Consider the following 13685-nt stretch of genomic DNA (forward strand, 5'->3'; position numbering starts at 1 on the left):
CACTTGCAACCGGAACCGGTTCCGCTTACTCTCGATGGCGTAACCGGAACCAGTTCCGGATATGAGGGTACGACACCCCCTGGCCGCGCGCCATCGGACGCGCACTCGCCTCCCGTTCCCGTCGCCTTCCTGGAGAACCCATGACCGACAACCTCCTCACGACCCCGTTCGGAGCGCAGACCACCGCCGCCGAGGTACTCGCAGGCATCGGCCTGAGCGGCCGGCGCGCCATCGTCACCGGGGGCGCTTCCGGCATCGGACGTGAAACCGCCCGGGTCCTGGCCGCCGCCGGCGCCGAGGTGACCATCGGCGTCCGCGACCTGGCCGCCGGCGTGCGGGTCGCGAAGGAGATCGCACCGGCAACGGGTCCGGGAACGGTCGACGCCGCGCCGCTCGACCTCGCCGATCAGAAATCGGTGCACGCCTTTGTGGCGGCGTGGCGGGGGCCCCTGCACATCCTGGTCCTCAACGCCGGCGTGATGGCCTCGCCGCTGGAGCGGACGAAAGAAGGCTGGGAAATGCAGTTCGCCACCAACCACCTCGGCCACTTCGCCCTCGCCACCGGCCTGCACAGCGCCCTGACAGCAGCCCACGGTGCACGCGTGGTCGCCGTCAGCTCGGTCGGCCACGTCAACGGCGGCGTGATCTTCGACGACATCAACTTCGAGCAGCGCCCCTACGACCCATGGGCTGCCTACAGCCAGTCCAAGACCGCCAATGTCCTGTTCGCCGTCGAGGCGGGCCGCCGCTGGGCGACCGACCTCATCGCCGTCAACGCCCTCAACCCGGGCCGCATCACCAGCACCCGGCTCGGCCGACACATCGGGGACATCTCCAACAGCCCGGCCTCGTTCGACCCCACCAGCACCGACGTGTCCTGGAAGAACATCGAGCAGGGTGCCGCGACCTCGGTGCTGCTCGCCGCCTCTCCCTTGGCCGAGGGTGTGACCGGCCGGTACTTCGAGGACTGCAACGAGGCCGGCCCGCACCGGCCTGGTGTGCGCCGGGGAGTCGCCGCCCACGCGGTGGACCCCCACAACGCGGCCCGTCTGTGGCAGGTCTCCCTCGACATGCTCACGACCGTCTCCACGGCCGCCTGACGGCACCGTCCAGCACCAGCAGCCGCGGGCCCGCAACGGGCGCCGGTCGGCCACCACCGCATCGCCGCCGCCACGCATTCCCCCCCGGTTTCGATCTCGATCCAGATCAAGGAGACAGTCATGGCCGCACGTCTGCAGAACACCGTTGCCCTGGTGACCGGCGCCAGCAGCGGCATCGGCGAGGCAACCGCCCTGAGCCTCGCCGCGGAGGGCGCCGCCGTCGCCCTGGTCGCCCGGCGCCGTGACCGGCTCAAGGAGCTGGCCGGGAAGATACGCGCCGAGGGCGGGGCGGCCCTCGTGGTGGATGCCGACATCACGGACCCGGAAGAGGCGACGGCCGCCGTGGAACGTGTGGTGGTCGAACTCGGCCGCCTGGACGTCCTCGTCAACAACGCTGGCGTGGGCATGGCCGGACCGGTCCTGAACGCGCCCGCCCAGGAATGGGAACGCATGGTGAGGGTGAACCTCCAGGCCCTGCTCCATGTCACCCACGCGGCGCTGCCCCACCTGCTGAGCGCGGCGGAGGACTCGCCCCGCCGGGTCGCGGACCTGGTCAACATCAGCTCCACCGCGGGACGCGTGGCACGGCCGGGCACGGCGGTCTACAGCATGACCAAGTTCGGTGTGAACGGGTTCACCGAAGCCCTGCGCCAGGAGGTCATGCGGCAGCGACTGCGCGTGAGCGTGATCGAACCCGGGACGGTGGACACCGAGTTCGTCACGCACTCGCGGGACGAGATCAGAGCGTCGTTGGGCCGGCAGCTGGCCGGGATGGAGATGCTGCGCCCCGAGGACGTCGCGGACACGGTCGCCTTCGTCGTCACGCGTGACCGCAGGGTGTCCGTCAACGAAGTCCTCGTCCGCGCTTCCGAGCAGACCTGGTAGGTCCCTCGCGGCGCCGCACCGGTCAGAACCCGTCGACCTCCACGACAGCCGCCGCGAACCCCTGCGGGTCCTCCTGCGGAACGTTGTGCCCTACGTCCAGGGTCCGGTGCGCGTACTTGCCCGCGAACTTCTTGCGATACGCGGACCCGTTCCCCGGAGGGGTGAACGGATCGTGCGCTCCGTCGATGGTGATCGTCGGCACCTTGATGACCGGCGCCGCGGCCAGACGCTTTTCCAGCTCGTCATACCGCGGCTGACCCTTCGCGAGCCCAAGGCGCCAGCGGTAGTTGTCGATCACGATACTGACGTAATCGGGGTTGCCGAATGCCGCTGCCGTCCGATCGAAGGTCGCCTCGTCGAAGTTCCAGGTCGGGGAGTTGAACTTCCAGACCAGTTTGGCCAGATCGCGCCGGTACTCCTGGAGGCCGAGTACGCCTCTTTCGGTAGAGAAGTAGTACTGATACCACCAGGCCCATTCGCTCTTCGGCGGCGTCGGCGTCTTGTTGGCCTCGACATTCACAACGAGGTAGCCGGTCACCGAGATCAGCGCTTTGCAGCGCTCCGGCCAGAGGGCCGCAATGATGTCGCCCGTCCGCGATCCCCAGTCGTACCCGGCGAGAACGGCCTTGTCGATCTTCAGGGCGTCCATCAGCGCGACGATGTCGACGGCGAACGCCGACTGTTGTGCGTTCCTGGGCGTTTTGCTCGACAGGAATCGCGTGGTGCCATGGCCGCGCAGATAGGGGACGATCACCCTGTACCCCTTGGCCGCGAGCAACGGCGTGACCGCCTCGTAGCTGTGAATGTCGTAGGGCCAGCCGTGCATGAGCAGGACCGCCTGCCCATTCGCCGGTCCGGCTTCGACGTACCCCACGTCGAGTTCCCCGGCGTGGATCTGCTTCACCGGGCCAAAGGACGTCCGTTTCGCAGGATCGACCCCGGGATGAGCCATATGTTCTCGCGATTCCGACTGTGCCTGCGCAGTGTCCCCCATGGCGAACTGGGCTGTCACAGCGGTTGCGGCTGCGGCTCCGAGGAATTGACGACGGCTATGCATGGGTCCGCGCATTTCCATCGGTGAATCTCCTTGTTCGAGGAGGGCGCGGGCAGGCCACGGAGGGCGTGACGCCGAGGGAGGGGCCGGCAGTCGGATGTGTCTGATCTCCGTGGTCGAGGACCTTCATGGCCGGGCTCTCACGCCGGTTCGCTCCTCTGCCATGGAACACTCGTACCGCTGACGGCGCAACGTGACGGGACATGTACACATTGCTCCGTCTGAGTGATCCCAGTGGCCACCCGGCATGCAGTCGACATAGTGGCTGTCTCACGTGGTGTGAAGTCTGTGCGGCATGATGCAGGTCGTGGGTGCTGATCTGTCGCAGCGTCTGGTTCCTGACGAACTCTGGGAGCTGCTCGCCCCGTTGCTGCCGTCGTTCACTGCTCGTCCGCCGGATGGTGGGACCGCTCCGTGTGATGAGCGGGCCGCGTTCACTGCCGTGGTGTACGTGCTGACCAGCGGTTGTGCCTGGCGGCATCTGCCGCCGACGTTCGGTACGTCTCCCGCGACGGTGCATCGCCGGTTCACTGCGTGAACCGAGGCGGGCCTGTGGCGCCGGCTTCACCGGGCGGTGCTGGACGAACTCGGCGCCAAGGACGAAGTCGACTTGACCTCGGCGATCATTGACGCCGCCTCGGCCCGGACGAAAAGGGGGGGCACCCTCACCGGGCCGAAGTCGATCGCCTGGTTGTTCGGCTACCGCCGCCTCACCGTCCGATACGAGCGAACCGGCTCACACTTCCTCGCCCTTCTCGGCCTCGCTGCCGCCCTGAACTGCTACAAGAAGCTCTCAAGACTGAAGTCGGGCAGCGGGAGGCCTTAGCGGTCTCCCGCTGCCCGAACGTAATCCGGCCAGGCTGGGGCGCGATTGATCAGGCCGGGGTCACCGGTGCCTGCAGTTCCGTCACCCAGTCGTCACGATTTTCCGGGCACTCCAGGTTGATCTCGCGGGGGTATCCGGTCGACTGGTAGTCGTTGGCGTCGATCCAGCGGGCCAGGGCCTGGGCGGTGGGGAGCACGGCGTCCATCGAACCGTGGTGCACGATGGTCGCTGCCTGGTCGAGGGACGGCAGGTCGAGGATCCGGAAGGTACCGTCCTGGAGAGGGACGGAGACCTGGACGGCGGCGTGGACGCTGATCCTGCCTCCGCCCTCCGGGGCGTCCTCGTAGTACGCGATGCCGGGGCCCGTGGGAGTGATACCCGCTGAGCCCAGGCACCGGAACAGCTCGTCGTAGAGCGGCCCGATGACCGGGCCGATGTCCTCGGGCTCGAAGCTCGCGGCCGTTGCGGTCAGCTGCGCCACCCGGACGGAAGGGACGCTCTTGATGACGACGTCGTTCGTGGGCATGTGCCCCTCATTCTCGATCGCTCGGAGCCTCGCCTCGACCTGGATCAGCCGTGCTCCTGCGGCAGCCATTGCGGTCTCCAGTTCGGCCCGCCGCAGCCGCAGCATGCCGCGCAGTTCCTTGAGGCCGACCTTCTCGTCCACGATGTCCTGGACCTGCTGGAGAGTGAATCCGAGGTCCTTGAGCGCGATGATCCGGTTGAGGCGGGCGAGCTGGGTAGCGGTGTAGTAGCGATAGCCGCTGGCGGGGTCGACGTGAGCCGGGCGCAGCAGTCCGGTCGCGTCGTAGTGACGCAGCATCCGGACCGAGACGCGGCCATGTCGGGCGAAGTCTCCGATGGTGAACATGATGTCTCCGAGCTGACCGCCTGACACGGTGTGAGAGTCAAGAAGCTACTTGACGGCCGGGGCAGCGAGAACTCGGGGCTCCATCGGCGCAGTTGCACGAGTGTGCCCACAAGCGAGCAGTTCGTGACGAGACATCGCCACGTGAGACATCCTCTTAGTTGATGATTTCGGCGCGGCCATCAAGACGGATTGCGGCCAGCCGGTCTCGCCACATCTGGAGAGCTTCGGGTGTCTGTCGCGTCCAGTCGGTGGCCTCCCCGACGATCCGGAGCGGTTCTCTGCTGCGATAGGAGCGAGTGGGATTTCCAGGGAACTTCTTGTCGGTGACGTTTGGATCGTTTTCGAACTCTCCGGTCGGTTCGACGACATACACCCGCGGGGCTCCGTCACCGGCGGCAAGTTCGGCGGCGAGTCCCGCGCCGTCGCGCAACGCGGTGAAGTAGATGTGGTTCATCACGATTTCGGGCCGGTAGTTGGAACGGAATCCGGCGGTGAGATGATCTCCGACCCGCAGCTCGGCCTTCGTGCCGTGAAAGAACGGTCCCTCGTCCAACGCCTGGTTCATCACCACAGGTTACGGCACCTGCTTGCCCGCCCCCAGCTGTCTGCCGAGTGAAGAGCCCCGGACGGGAGCGCTGGATCCACTCCGCCGTTGCCGAAGGCCCCGCTGTGTGCGAGCACCCGCCGCGTCACAGGGAGGCACGGCCGCGGGTACCGAGGGTCCGCCGTGGTGCCGACGGCGCCGGGCTCGTGCCGAGCACGCCACGGGCCCGTAGCGTCTCGCAGCGGGAACCAATTCGGTGATCTGCTCAGCCACGGTCGTGCCGCCCCTCTGCCTTCCAGAAGTAGATGCACCCGCCGACGCCGAAGAGCAGCGCCCAGCCGACCGCGTAGGGAAGCTGGCGGGCCTTGTGCCCGTCAGCATGCCGAAGATGAAGTAGCACACACCGCGGCGTTCAGCAGCGGGGTCGCCACCTGCCAGATCGATGCGCCCGCATCGGATGCACCGCGTCCTGGAGGACCTCGATGATGTCCCGGTACGAATCCGGCAGCACCCCCACGGCCGGCTCGGGCGTCCAGTGCGGCACCAGACGCACACCGACCGGCGATCCCGACGGCAACCGGTGCTCCTCCATCTCCGCCTCGCCCGCGTCCGCTACCGCCCCGGCAACCGAGACCGTCTCGTTGCCGGACAGGATCCCGGTCATCGTCTCCCGCGTGATCTGCAGCCGGGACAACCCGTCCTCCCGCTGACCGAGACGCCTGGTCAACTCCTCGATCTGACCCGCAGTTCGGCGATCTCCTCCTGTGAGGCAGTCTCCCGCCGATCGAGTTCCTCCAGCCACGACAGCATCGCCGCCTCCAAGACCACGTCCTGGGACACGGCGTTCCGCCGTCCGACCACGAGCGGCAACGGCGCACAGCATCACCAGCTCACTGCAGAAGAGCCGCACCCAAACCGGATGACCTCGTTGTGTGTCGGCCACGTCATCAACTGCGGCCAATGAGAGGGGGGACGGCGGGCACCTCGATCGCGTTCTCGATGTCAGCCTCCGTCAGCTTGAACGCCTCGGGGTAGGTGTCGCGGCGCGTGCGGCGGGCGGGTTCGATGGTGCGCCAGGTATAGAGGCAGCGCGCGCACTGCAGCACGTCCCACACACCGGGGACGGGGGACGCGGCGAGCTGGGTGATCGTGCCGAAAGCGCAACGGGGGCACTCAAGGTGCTCGTCGTTCACGGGAGTTGTCCTTTCAGGGGGGAGGGGAGGAGTGACAGGCGTCAGTGGCGGTCGGCGATGAGGTGCTGCAGGCGGATCGTCCATTCGGCGGTCTCGGGCAGGTCCTTGGCCGGGGTGGAGAAGTTGCCGCGGACGTCCGGGGCGACCGGCGTCGTCGCATCGATGATCATCTTGCTGGTGATGCCGACGGGCTGCGCGGCGGGCGCGAGTTCCAGGACGGACAGGTTGGGGATGACGACGACGTCGTCCTTCGGGTTGACCTTGGCGGACATGGCCCACATGACCTGCGGCAGGTTGAACGGGTCGACGTCCTCGTCGACGAGGATCACCTGGGCCACATAGCCGAGTCCGTGCGGCGTCGTCATGGCGCGCATGCCGACGGCCTTGGCGAAGCCGCCGTACCGCTTGGCCGTGGAGATGATGACCATCAGGCCGTGCGTGTACATGGCGTTGACGGCCTGCACCTCGGGGAACTCGACGCGCAGCTGCTTGAGCAGCGGCACGCACGTGTTGGGGCCGACGAGGTAGTCGCACTCGGTCCACGGCATGCCGAGGTAGAGGGACTCGAAGACCGGGTTCGTGCGGTACGAGACGCGGTCCACGCGGATGACGGGCATGCGGCGGCCGCCCGAGTAGTGGCCCGTGAACTCGCCGAAGGGGCCCTCGATCTGACGCTTGCGGGACTCGATGACGCCCTCGATGACGACCTCGCTCCCCCAGGGCACGTCGAAGCCGGTGAGCGGCGCGGTGGCGATCGGTGCGGGCGCGCCGCGCAGGGCGCCGGCCATTTCGTACTCGCTCTGGTCGTACGCCATCGGCATCCCGGCCACGATCGCCATCACCGGGTCGTTGCCGAGGGTGATGGCGATGGGCAGGTCCTCGCCCCTCTCCTCGGCCTTGCGGAGGTGCTGGGCGACGTCGTGCATCGGGACGGGCTGGAAGGCGAGCCGGTCCCGGCCGATGACCTGGATCCGGTAGGTGCCGACGTTCTGCTTCCCGAAGTCGTCCGGGTCCTCGGGGTCGCGGGAGACGACGGCGGCCTTGTCGAGATAGAAGCCACCGTCTCCGTCGTTGAGGCGGAACAGCGGCAGCACAGAGAACAGGTCGACGTCCTCACCCTCCCGGGTGTTCTCACGCCAGGGCGCGTCCTCGCGGCGCTCGGGCGCGACGGGGAAGGCGTCCCAACGGCGGGCGAACTCCTCGACCTGCTCCTTGACCGGGGTGTTCCGCGGCAGTCCGAGGGCGAGCGCGTGGTTGGCCCAGGAACCGTGGACGTTGAGGGCGATGCGGGCGTCGGTGAAGCCCTTGACGTTGTCGAAGTAGAGGGCGGGGGCGTTCTCGCCGATGCGGCCCGTCGCGTTGGCGGCGGCCGCGAGATCCGGCTCGGGCAGCACCTCGTCGGTGATGCGCAGCAGCTGCTCCTCCTTCTCCAACGTGTCCAGGAAACTGCGCAGATCGTCGTAGGCCATAGGGAACTCCTTTGTGGGTTAAGAAATTTCAGGCGGCGTCAGCCGACGATCGGGAGGCCGTGCGCGCCGCGCGCATCCCGGCCCAGCGCTTGGCGGCCGGCGCGGGCAGGTCGAACTGGTCGAGGATGCGGGCCGTGATGTGGTCGACGATGTCGTCGACGGTCCGCGGGTTGTTGTAGAAGGCGGGCATGGGCGGCACCACGTGCACCCCCATGCGGGCAAGTTCGAGCATGTTCCGGAGGTGGATCTCGCTCAGCGGTGTCTCGCGCGGGACGAGGACGAGCTTGCGGCGCTCCTTCAGGACGACGTCGGCGGCGCGGGCCACGAGCCCCTCGGCATAGCCGGTCCTGATCCCGGCGAGGGTCTTCATGGAGCACGGCACGATCACCATGCCGTCGGTGCGGAACGAACCGGAGGAGATGGTGGCGCCCTGGTCCTCGGGATGGTGCGTGACATCGGCGAGCGCGGACACGTCGGCCACGGACAGGCCCGTCTCCAGCTCGATGGTGGTGCGCGCCCACCGGGACAGCACCAGATGCGTCTCCACGTCCGGCAGCTCCCGCAAGTGCTCCAGGAGCCGGACACCCAACGGGGCTCCCGTCGCCCCGGTCATTCCCACGACCAACCGCACAAGACCACTCCTCACGCCTCGCTGACCTGTGCTTCCACGCTAGGAGGCGGTTCTGGGCGGGCGGCGGTACCCTCGGGACTCACGATGGGGAAAAACGGACAGTCTGAGGTCAAGGAGCTGGCCTACACCCCGACCGTGGGCGCCGCGGCCGGGGTCGAGGTGATGGAGCTCTCCGATCTGTACGAGCGCTCGCGCCGCCATGGCAACGACCCGTACGTGCCGCTGCGACCCGCCTTCCACCAGCTGATCGGCGCCCGCTCGCGGCCGCTGCGGATGTGGGTGGACTTCGTCGAGCACGAGCTGCGGCCCGGGTCGTGGCTGTGGATCCGGCCGGGGCAGGTGCAGCGGTTCGGCCCCGACCTGGTGGCGGCGGACGGGGTGGTGGTGCTGTTCCAGCCTGGCTTCCTGCCGTCGGCCACGGTGTCGGCGGCGCACATGGACCCGCCCTACGAGCAGCGTCCGACGACGCCGGACAGCGCGGCGGCGGAGGGCCTGCGGCGGGCGCTCGACCATCTCTCGTACGAGTACCGTGCGATGGCCTCGCTTCCCCTTCAGGCACACACCGAGGTGTTGCGCGCGCTGCTGTCCGTCCTCGTGGTGCGGTTCGCACAGGCGCGCGGCCCGGCGCCCCGGCCGACCTCCGCGTCAGAGACTTTCCGCCGTTTCCACTCGGCCGTGGAGCGGGACCATGCGGTGACCCGACGCGTGGAGGACTACGCAGCGGCGCTCGGCTACAGCCCGCGCACGCTGACCCGTGCGACGCTCGCCGCGACGGGACGTACGGCCAAGCAGTACATCGACGACCGGGTGCTGCTCGAGGCGAAGCGGCTGCTGTGGCACAGCGGACTCGCTGCCAAGGAGGTCGCGGACCGGCTCGGGTTCACCGACGCCAGCGACTTCACGAAGTTCTTCCGGCTGCGGACGGGCGTGACGCCGGGCGCTTTCCGCGAGAACCCATCGCCACGTCATCAGAACGGGCACCACACGCCCACCTGAACGCTCCTCGCTCCACCGTCATCGCCCAGGACTACCGCAGGACAGGTTGGCGCACGGCCTGCCCCCGGCCGGGGGCTTCAGCACCCGGCTCGGGATGCCGGGCCAGGGCTTGCCGCGTCGATCTTGACCGCCCAGCGGTCACACTCCGATGAAGCGCACCGTTCCGTCACGTCTGCAGACCATCGAGATCTTGAAAAGGTATTCATGGCGCCGCTGTGCGGCGGATTGCGGATGGGTGCGGCTCTTCTGTGGTGAGATCGTTGGTCAGGGCTGGAGTTCGCCGTTGTGCTCGTCGGGTGGGTGATAGCGGCGTTCGCGTTCTCTCTGGGTGTGGTAGGTCCAGTAGGCCGGGAAGTCGCCGTTGCTGATGACGGCGCGGAGGGTGAGGACGGCTTCGGCTCCGCAGACGCTCCATCGGCTGCCGGTGATGTCGAGGCGGTCCGTCAAGTGGCGGGCTGCTCCTTCGACGATGCCGCTGGCGATCGGCCAGCCGGCGTCGAGGGCCTGGCCGTAGTGGACGAAGGCGGCATTGTTCTCCAGGTTGCGGCAGGCTTTGTCCGCTGCGGCCCGCTGATCTGGGGACAGGCCCGTGCGGTCGGCCTCGGTGCGGATGGCTGCGACGGCTGATGGGGCGTCACCGGCCAGGATCCGGGTGGCTTCGGTGCCCAACCAGTCCTCGGCGTCGGGATCGGTGGCGGTGTGGAAACACCGCGCGGCCGCCCATACCTTCTCTTCGAGCACGTGCACGATGTCGAGGACGATATGGATCTCGATCCTGCGGCGGGCAGTCCAGGCCCGGATCAGCCCCAGCTGGTGGGTGGCGCCGTCGGCCAGGACCACCCAGCATCGGCGGAGCTGCGGGTCGCGGGCCTCGGCCTGGGATGTCAGCGCCGTCCTGTCCACAGTCACCGACGCCACCGGCGACGACCTCCTCAAACAGATCCTGCTCCAGCTCCCCGCGGGCTACGACCTCCTCTTCGGCCGCCCCCAGCCCGCACCGGCGCCTCCCTGGCCACCACCCGCTGGGACACCGGATCCGTCTTCTCCGCCGTCGCCGCCTACGCCGGACCCGACCTCATCACCCGCATCCTGCAACAGCTCCCCTCCGGCTACGCGCTGCTGTTCGGCCATGCCGAACTCACCCAAGCCGCATAGCCGGGCCGCGCCTTTCCGGCACCATCCTGACGCGGACAAGGCAGCCACGTGGTCCGACACCGACGCTGGAGGCACCGCTCATACGCGCTCCGAGGATCGCAAACAGGCACAGCTCTCGCCGCCCGAATCGACCGATACGCGGCAGCCCAACCCACCCCGGGTCAGGGCTCATGAGCACACAAGGCTCACGCGTCGGGGAGTCGCTAAGGCTCCGCGTCAGGACAGGGCGAGGACGCAGAACTCGTGGCCCTCCGGGTCGGCCAGGCACGTCCAAGGGACGTCGCCCTGGCCGAGGTCGAGGTCAGTGGCGCCGAGGGCCCGCAGCCGGGCCACCTCCGCTGCTTTGTCGTCACCGGGGTACGGCAGCAGGTCGAGATGGACGCGGTCCGGAACGGTCTTCACGTCGGGCGTGCGCAGGAATTCGAGATACGGGCCGACGCCCTTGGCGGAGCGCAACACCGCCTGATCGTCGCTCACCTCGTGCAGGGTCCAGTCCGTCGCCTCGTCCCAGAACCGGGCCATGGCCCGCGGATCCGCGCAGTCGACCACAACCGCGGCGATCGGCCCGGTGTCCCGGTAGATCTCCCGAGGCTCCAGCACACAGAACTCGTTGCCCTCGGGGTCGGCGAGAACCGTCCACGGCACCACACCCTGGCCCACGTCGGCGGGCGTCGCACCGAGAGACTTCAGACGCGCGACCAACTCCGCCTGATGGGCCGCAGAGGCGGTGGCGAGATCGAGGTGTACGCGGTTCTTTGCCGATGTCCTGGGTTCCGGGACGGGGACGACGTCGATGCCGACGAAGACGGGGTCCGGCCAGACGAGGCCGCCGGCGGGTCCGACGTAGGTGGTCACGCCGGGGCTGTAGGCACTCCAGCCGAGCGCCTCCGCCCAGAACCGGCCGACTGCCGAGTGATCAAGAGCCTTTATGTTCACCATGACGGGTCGCAGTGCCATGCCGGCGATCCTATGCGCCCGCTCTGCAACGACATCCTCACCGTCGTCAAACAGAGATCGACTCGCTCAGCAGCCGCAATGCTCAGCTCGCCGACTGGAGGGCTCAGCCCCGCCAAGTGAACTGCTCACTCGCCAGGTGAAGTGCTGAGTCACCGCTGCGCTTCCTGGTCCTCATCCTCCTGGGGTCTACAGGTCGAAGTCCAGCGCCTCGATGTCGGTGAATTCCGGGTTCTGGCACAGATCTTGGGGAGCGGCCGCGGAGCCTCACTGAAGCAGGATCATCTTGCGGAGCACTTCGAATCCGGCACGCCCATAGAGCTGCCTCTTGATCTTCTTGATGCGGTTCACGGCGCCCTCGATGCCGCCGGAGCTCCATGTGAGGGTGAGTCCGGCGGTGACGGCGTCGATGTCTCGAAGCAAGTGGAGTGCGGAGCCGGTGAGGCCGGGGAGTTGGCTGGCGTCAACAGCGTCGATCCAGGTGGGGGAGCATGGCGCCGCGGCGGTCGGTGAGGATCTCGCCGAATTCACGGATGTGTCCGGCGGCGGTGTCCAGTTCGGGGCAGCGGGCCAGAACCTCCTTGAGGCCGGCACGATCCTCTTCGCCCAGGGCCATGGGACGGCGGGTGAGCCAGCCCGTCACCTGCCGCACTGTCGGTGGTGGCGGCGGTGCCTGAGTCGGAGAGGCACGCAGGCCGGCCATGTGGGCACGGACCATCTGATAGGTGACGGGGGCGTTCTCGGCCAGCAGTACACGGTGCAGCTGGATGACGCTCGTGCAGCCTTCGGCTAACCGCCGTTCCCACGCAAGTCTCCACGGCCCGGCCGAGTCCCCGCCACAGATGGAACCGGTCGGCGGCCTGGAGAGCGTCAGGGGCACCGCGCCGGACCCCTTCCGCGTAGGCGCCTGCCCGGTCCCGGCAGACGATCTCCACGCCGGGATGCGCGGTGAGCCAGGCCGCGAGCGGTCCCGCTTCACGTCCGAGCAGGACGTCGATCGGGTGGTGGCGTTCGCCGTCCGTGATCACAGTGGCGTACGACTGTCCGCGCCGGGTGGCGAAATCGTCCACACCCAGCACGGGCGGCGTGCTGGACAGCGATCCGGAAACGCCATGACCCGGCGCAGCAAGGTCATCCTCCCAGCGTCGAAACTGAGTTGGACAGCCAGCCGGGAGCCGGCTCGTCCGGCCAGTGCCGGCCCGATGCGTTCCAGGGCGCGCTTGAGACGGCTGGTGGAGCGTGCGCACGGGGTCGTGAACTGCGCGAACGGCTCGGCGAACGTCCGGCGCGGGCAGTCCGCCGAGCCACGGACGAACCGCCGGACAGTCAAAAGGATCACGACCCGGAACTCACCGATCGGGAGATCTCTGAGTCTGCGCAGGCAGGAGTCGTGCACCCGGTTCGAGAAGCCATTGCAGTCCGGGCAGCGGGCCGCAGCCGCCCGGCCTCTTGCCACCACATCGACCGTGCCGAAAACGGCCGTCACCGCCTCGACGGTCAGATCGTCGATCCCGTCGAACACCAGCCAACGGCCGGCTACGGCTGGTTCAGGACGATCGAGTTGATCGGCGTCAGGTTGAAGACTCCGAACTCGTTCAGCCCGACAGTGACCACGCAGTCCACGCCGTTGTAGCCGTTGCACAACTGGGCGGTGGCGTTTGCGCTGCCGTACTGGTTGTTGAGCACGTAGTGGTTGCCGAACTGGTTGCTCAGATTGTGGGCGCCATAGCTGTAGAAGATGTGCGCCGGCGAGCTCGTGTGGATGTCTGCCCCTTCGGGGTAGATGCACACCGCCCCGCCCGGACAGCCGTAGACGGTCCTGTCGCTCGCGTGTGCGGAGCCGGTGCCGGCTGTCGCTATCGCGGCCGTGGCGAGCGCGAGCGCGGCGGCGCCGCGCGTGATCCTGCGCATAGTGGTGTCCCTCCGTTCGCGGCCGACCCTTGCCGGCCGTCACCACCGGTACTCGGCGAATGCCGGGCCGGTCCTCCTTCAACCGCGCGTCGGCCT

At 68.2% G+C, this 13685-nt stretch carries 18 protein-coding genes and 3 pseudogenes; 7 read left to right on the plus strand and 14 right to left on the minus strand.

The features are described from left to right. Window positions 1-140 precede the first annotated feature (140 nt). Both AC4OXY_RS04935 and AC4OXY_RS04940 read left to right on the plus strand, forming a co-directional pair. The gene (locus tag AC4OXY_RS04935; RefSeq protein ID WP_402071090.1) at window positions 141-1100 is read left to right on the plus strand and encodes an SDR family NAD(P)-dependent oxidoreductase; all 960 of its coding nucleotides are present in this window, start codon (window positions 141-143) and stop codon (window positions 1098-1100) included. A 120-nt stretch (window positions 1101-1220) separates the two neighbouring features. After that, window positions 1221-1985 carry an SDR family NAD(P)-dependent oxidoreductase gene (locus tag AC4OXY_RS04940; protein ID WP_491993259.1) on the plus strand — a complete coding sequence of 255 codons (765 nt, stop codon included), beginning with the start codon at window positions 1221-1223 and terminating at the stop codon, window positions 1983-1985. Window positions 1986-2007: 22 nt separating this feature from the next. On the opposite strand, the gene AC4OXY_RS04945 is transcribed toward AC4OXY_RS04940, so the two are convergent. Continuing rightward, a complete protein-coding gene (locus tag AC4OXY_RS04945) occupies window positions 2008-3042 on the minus strand; it encodes an alpha/beta fold hydrolase (RefSeq protein ID WP_376294260.1) in 1035 nt (344 codons plus the stop codon). Between the two features lie 292 nt (window positions 3043-3334). Here AC4OXY_RS04945 and AC4OXY_RS04950 point away from each other — a divergent pair, with 292 nt between their 5' ends. Together AC4OXY_RS04950 and AC4OXY_RS04955 are read left to right on the plus strand one after the other, a co-directional pair. Continuing rightward, window positions 3335-3577 (plus strand): transposase, encoded by a 243-nt coding sequence (locus AC4OXY_RS04950; RefSeq protein ID WP_491993260.1) that lies wholly within the window; start codon window positions 3335-3337, stop codon window positions 3575-3577. A gap of 36 nt (window positions 3578-3613) precedes the next feature. Then, on the plus strand, window positions 3614-3865 hold the full coding sequence (locus AC4OXY_RS04955) for a hypothetical protein (protein WP_491994833.1): 252 nt from the start codon (window positions 3614-3616) through the stop codon (window positions 3863-3865). 49 nt (window positions 3866-3914) lie between these two features. On the opposite strand, the gene AC4OXY_RS04960 is transcribed toward AC4OXY_RS04955, so the two are convergent. The 6 genes from AC4OXY_RS04960 to AC4OXY_RS04985 all read right to left on the minus strand — a co-directional run bounded on the left by AC4OXY_RS04960 (window position 3915) and on the right by AC4OXY_RS04985 (window position 8573). Next, window positions 3915-4736 (minus strand): MerR family transcriptional regulator, encoded by an 822-nt coding sequence (locus AC4OXY_RS04960; RefSeq protein WP_491993261.1) that lies wholly within the window; start codon window positions 4734-4736, stop codon window positions 3915-3917. A gap of 154 nt (window positions 4737-4890) precedes the next feature. Further along, window positions 4891-5301 carry an NAD(+)--rifampin ADP-ribosyltransferase gene (gene arr, locus AC4OXY_RS04965; protein WP_356028017.1) on the minus strand — a complete coding sequence of 137 codons (411 nt, stop codon included), beginning with the start codon at window positions 5299-5301 and terminating at the stop codon, window positions 4891-4893. Window positions 5302-5692: 391 nt separating this feature from the next. After that, window positions 5693-5944, minus strand: a complete 252-nt coding sequence (locus AC4OXY_RS04970; protein ID WP_491993262.1) for a hypothetical protein — start codon at window positions 5942-5944, stop codon at window positions 5693-5695. A 283-nt stretch (window positions 5945-6227) separates the two neighbouring features. Next, window positions 6228-6473: a non-oxidative hydroxyarylic acid decarboxylases subunit D gene (locus AC4OXY_RS04975; RefSeq protein WP_356028012.1), complete on the minus strand. Its 246-nt coding sequence runs from the start codon at window positions 6471-6473 to the stop codon at window positions 6228-6230. 41 nt (window positions 6474-6514) lie between these two features. After that, window positions 6515-7942 carry a non-oxidative vanillic acid decarboxylases subunit C gene (gene vdcC, locus AC4OXY_RS04980; protein ID WP_376292754.1) on the minus strand — a complete coding sequence of 476 codons (1428 nt, stop codon included), beginning with the start codon at window positions 7940-7942 and terminating at the stop codon, window positions 6515-6517. A gap of 28 nt (window positions 7943-7970) precedes the next feature. Next, the gene (locus tag AC4OXY_RS04985; RefSeq protein WP_356028007.1) at window positions 7971-8573 is read right to left on the minus strand and encodes a non-oxidative hydroxyarylic acid decarboxylases subunit B; all 603 of its coding nucleotides are present in this window, start codon (window positions 8571-8573) and stop codon (window positions 7971-7973) included. Window positions 8574-8657: 84 nt separating this feature from the next. On the opposite strand from AC4OXY_RS04985, the gene AC4OXY_RS04990 reads away from it, so the two are divergent. Then, window positions 8658-9569 (plus strand): helix-turn-helix domain-containing protein, encoded by a 912-nt coding sequence (locus tag AC4OXY_RS04990; protein ID WP_376292751.1) that lies wholly within the window; start codon window positions 8658-8660, stop codon window positions 9567-9569. A gap of 264 nt (window positions 9570-9833) precedes the next feature. Here AC4OXY_RS04990 and AC4OXY_RS04995 read toward each other — a convergent pair whose 3' ends face one another. Further along, window positions 9834-10487, minus strand: a complete 654-nt coding sequence (locus tag AC4OXY_RS04995) for a hypothetical protein (protein WP_376292799.1) — start codon at window positions 10485-10487, stop codon at window positions 9834-9836. Between AC4OXY_RS04995 and AC4OXY_RS05000 the strand changes: the two are divergent. Together AC4OXY_RS05000 and AC4OXY_RS05005 are read left to right on the plus strand one after the other, a co-directional pair. Then, a pseudogene (locus AC4OXY_RS05000) lies at window positions 10435-10563 on the plus strand (DUF2267 domain-containing protein); the annotation flags it as partial. The gene AC4OXY_RS04995 and the pseudogene AC4OXY_RS05000 overlap by 53 nt on opposite strands. Continuing rightward, a pseudogene (locus AC4OXY_RS05005) lies at window positions 10560-10724 on the plus strand (DUF2267 domain-containing protein); the annotation flags it as partial. The pseudogenes AC4OXY_RS05000 and AC4OXY_RS05005, both read left to right, overlap by 4 nt. A 216-nt stretch (window positions 10725-10940) precedes the next feature. Here the strand turns inward: AC4OXY_RS05005 and AC4OXY_RS05010 are convergent. The 6 genes and pseudogenes from AC4OXY_RS05010 to AC4OXY_RS05035 all read right to left on the minus strand — a co-directional run bounded on the left by AC4OXY_RS05010 (window position 10941) and on the right by AC4OXY_RS05035 (window position 13589). Continuing rightward, a complete protein-coding gene (locus AC4OXY_RS05010; protein ID WP_491993263.1) occupies window positions 10941-11681 on the minus strand; it encodes a VOC family protein in 741 nt (246 codons plus the stop codon). A 264-nt stretch (window positions 11682-11945) separates the two neighbouring features. Continuing rightward, window positions 11946-12209 (minus strand): transposase, encoded by a 264-nt coding sequence (locus AC4OXY_RS05015; RefSeq protein WP_356027999.1) that lies wholly within the window; start codon window positions 12207-12209, stop codon window positions 11946-11948. Next, on the minus strand, window positions 12142-12321 hold the full coding sequence (locus AC4OXY_RS05020; protein WP_491994834.1) for a hypothetical protein: 180 nt from the start codon (window positions 12319-12321) through the stop codon (window positions 12142-12144). Before AC4OXY_RS05020 ends, AC4OXY_RS05015 begins: the two co-directional genes overlap by 68 nt. A gap of 190 nt (window positions 12322-12511) precedes the next feature. Then, window positions 12512-12757 (minus strand): annotated as a pseudogene (locus AC4OXY_RS05025) (ISL3 family transposase); the annotation flags it as partial. Continuing rightward, window positions 12703-13200 carry a transposase family protein gene (locus AC4OXY_RS05030; protein WP_376292747.1) on the minus strand — a complete coding sequence of 166 codons (498 nt, stop codon included), beginning with the start codon at window positions 13198-13200 and terminating at the stop codon, window positions 12703-12705. The pseudogene AC4OXY_RS05025 and the gene AC4OXY_RS05030, both read right to left, overlap by 55 nt. Before the next feature lie 14 nt (window positions 13201-13214). Next, on the minus strand, window positions 13215-13589 hold the full coding sequence (locus AC4OXY_RS05035; protein WP_376292745.1) for a hypothetical protein: 375 nt from the start codon (window positions 13587-13589) through the stop codon (window positions 13215-13217). Between the last annotated feature and the right edge of the window lie 96 nt (window positions 13590-13685).

This window comes from Streptomyces sp. HUAS MG56 (genome assembly GCF_058673395.1).

What these genes read in the sequence shown, in the direction of transcription:
- AC4OXY_RS04945 (WP_376294260.1), bottom strand. Translation starts at nt 3,042, where the DNA reads ATGCATAGCCGTCGTCAATTCCTCGGAGCCGCAGCCGCAACCGCTGTG.
- vdcC (WP_376292754.1), bottom strand. Translation starts at nt 7,942, where the DNA reads ATGGCCTACGACGATCTGCGCAGTTTCCTGGACACGTTGGAGAAGGAG.
- AC4OXY_RS04970 (WP_491993262.1), bottom strand. Translation starts at nt 5,944, where the DNA reads ATGACCGGGATCCTGTCCGGCAACGAGACGGTCTCGGTTGCCGGGGCG.
- AC4OXY_RS05035 (WP_376292745.1), bottom strand. Translation starts at nt 13,589, where the DNA reads ATGCGCAGGATCACGCGCGGCGCCGCCGCGCTCGCGCTCGCCACGGCC.
- AC4OXY_RS04935 (WP_402071090.1), top strand. Translation starts at nt 141, where the DNA reads ATGACCGACAACCTCCTCACGACCCCGTTCGGAGCGCAGACCACCGCC.
- AC4OXY_RS05010 (WP_491993263.1), bottom strand. Translation starts at nt 11,681, where the DNA reads ATGGCACTGCGACCCGTCATGGTGAACATAAAGGCTCTTGATCACTCG.
- AC4OXY_RS04960 (WP_491993261.1), bottom strand. Translation starts at nt 4,736, where the DNA reads ATGTTCACCATCGGAGACTTCGCCCGACATGGCCGCGTCTCGGTCCGG.
- AC4OXY_RS04950 (WP_491993260.1), top strand. Translation starts at nt 3,335, where the DNA reads ATGATGCAGGTCGTGGGTGCTGATCTGTCGCAGCGTCTGGTTCCTGAC.
- AC4OXY_RS04990 (WP_376292751.1), top strand. Translation starts at nt 8,658, where the DNA reads ATGGGGAAAAACGGACAGTCTGAGGTCAAGGAGCTGGCCTACACCCCG.
- AC4OXY_RS04940 (WP_491993259.1), top strand. Translation starts at nt 1,221, where the DNA reads ATGGCCGCACGTCTGCAGAACACCGTTGCCCTGGTGACCGGCGCCAGC.
- arr (WP_356028017.1), bottom strand. Translation starts at nt 5,301, where the DNA reads ATGAACCAGGCGTTGGACGAGGGACCGTTCTTTCACGGCACGAAGGCC.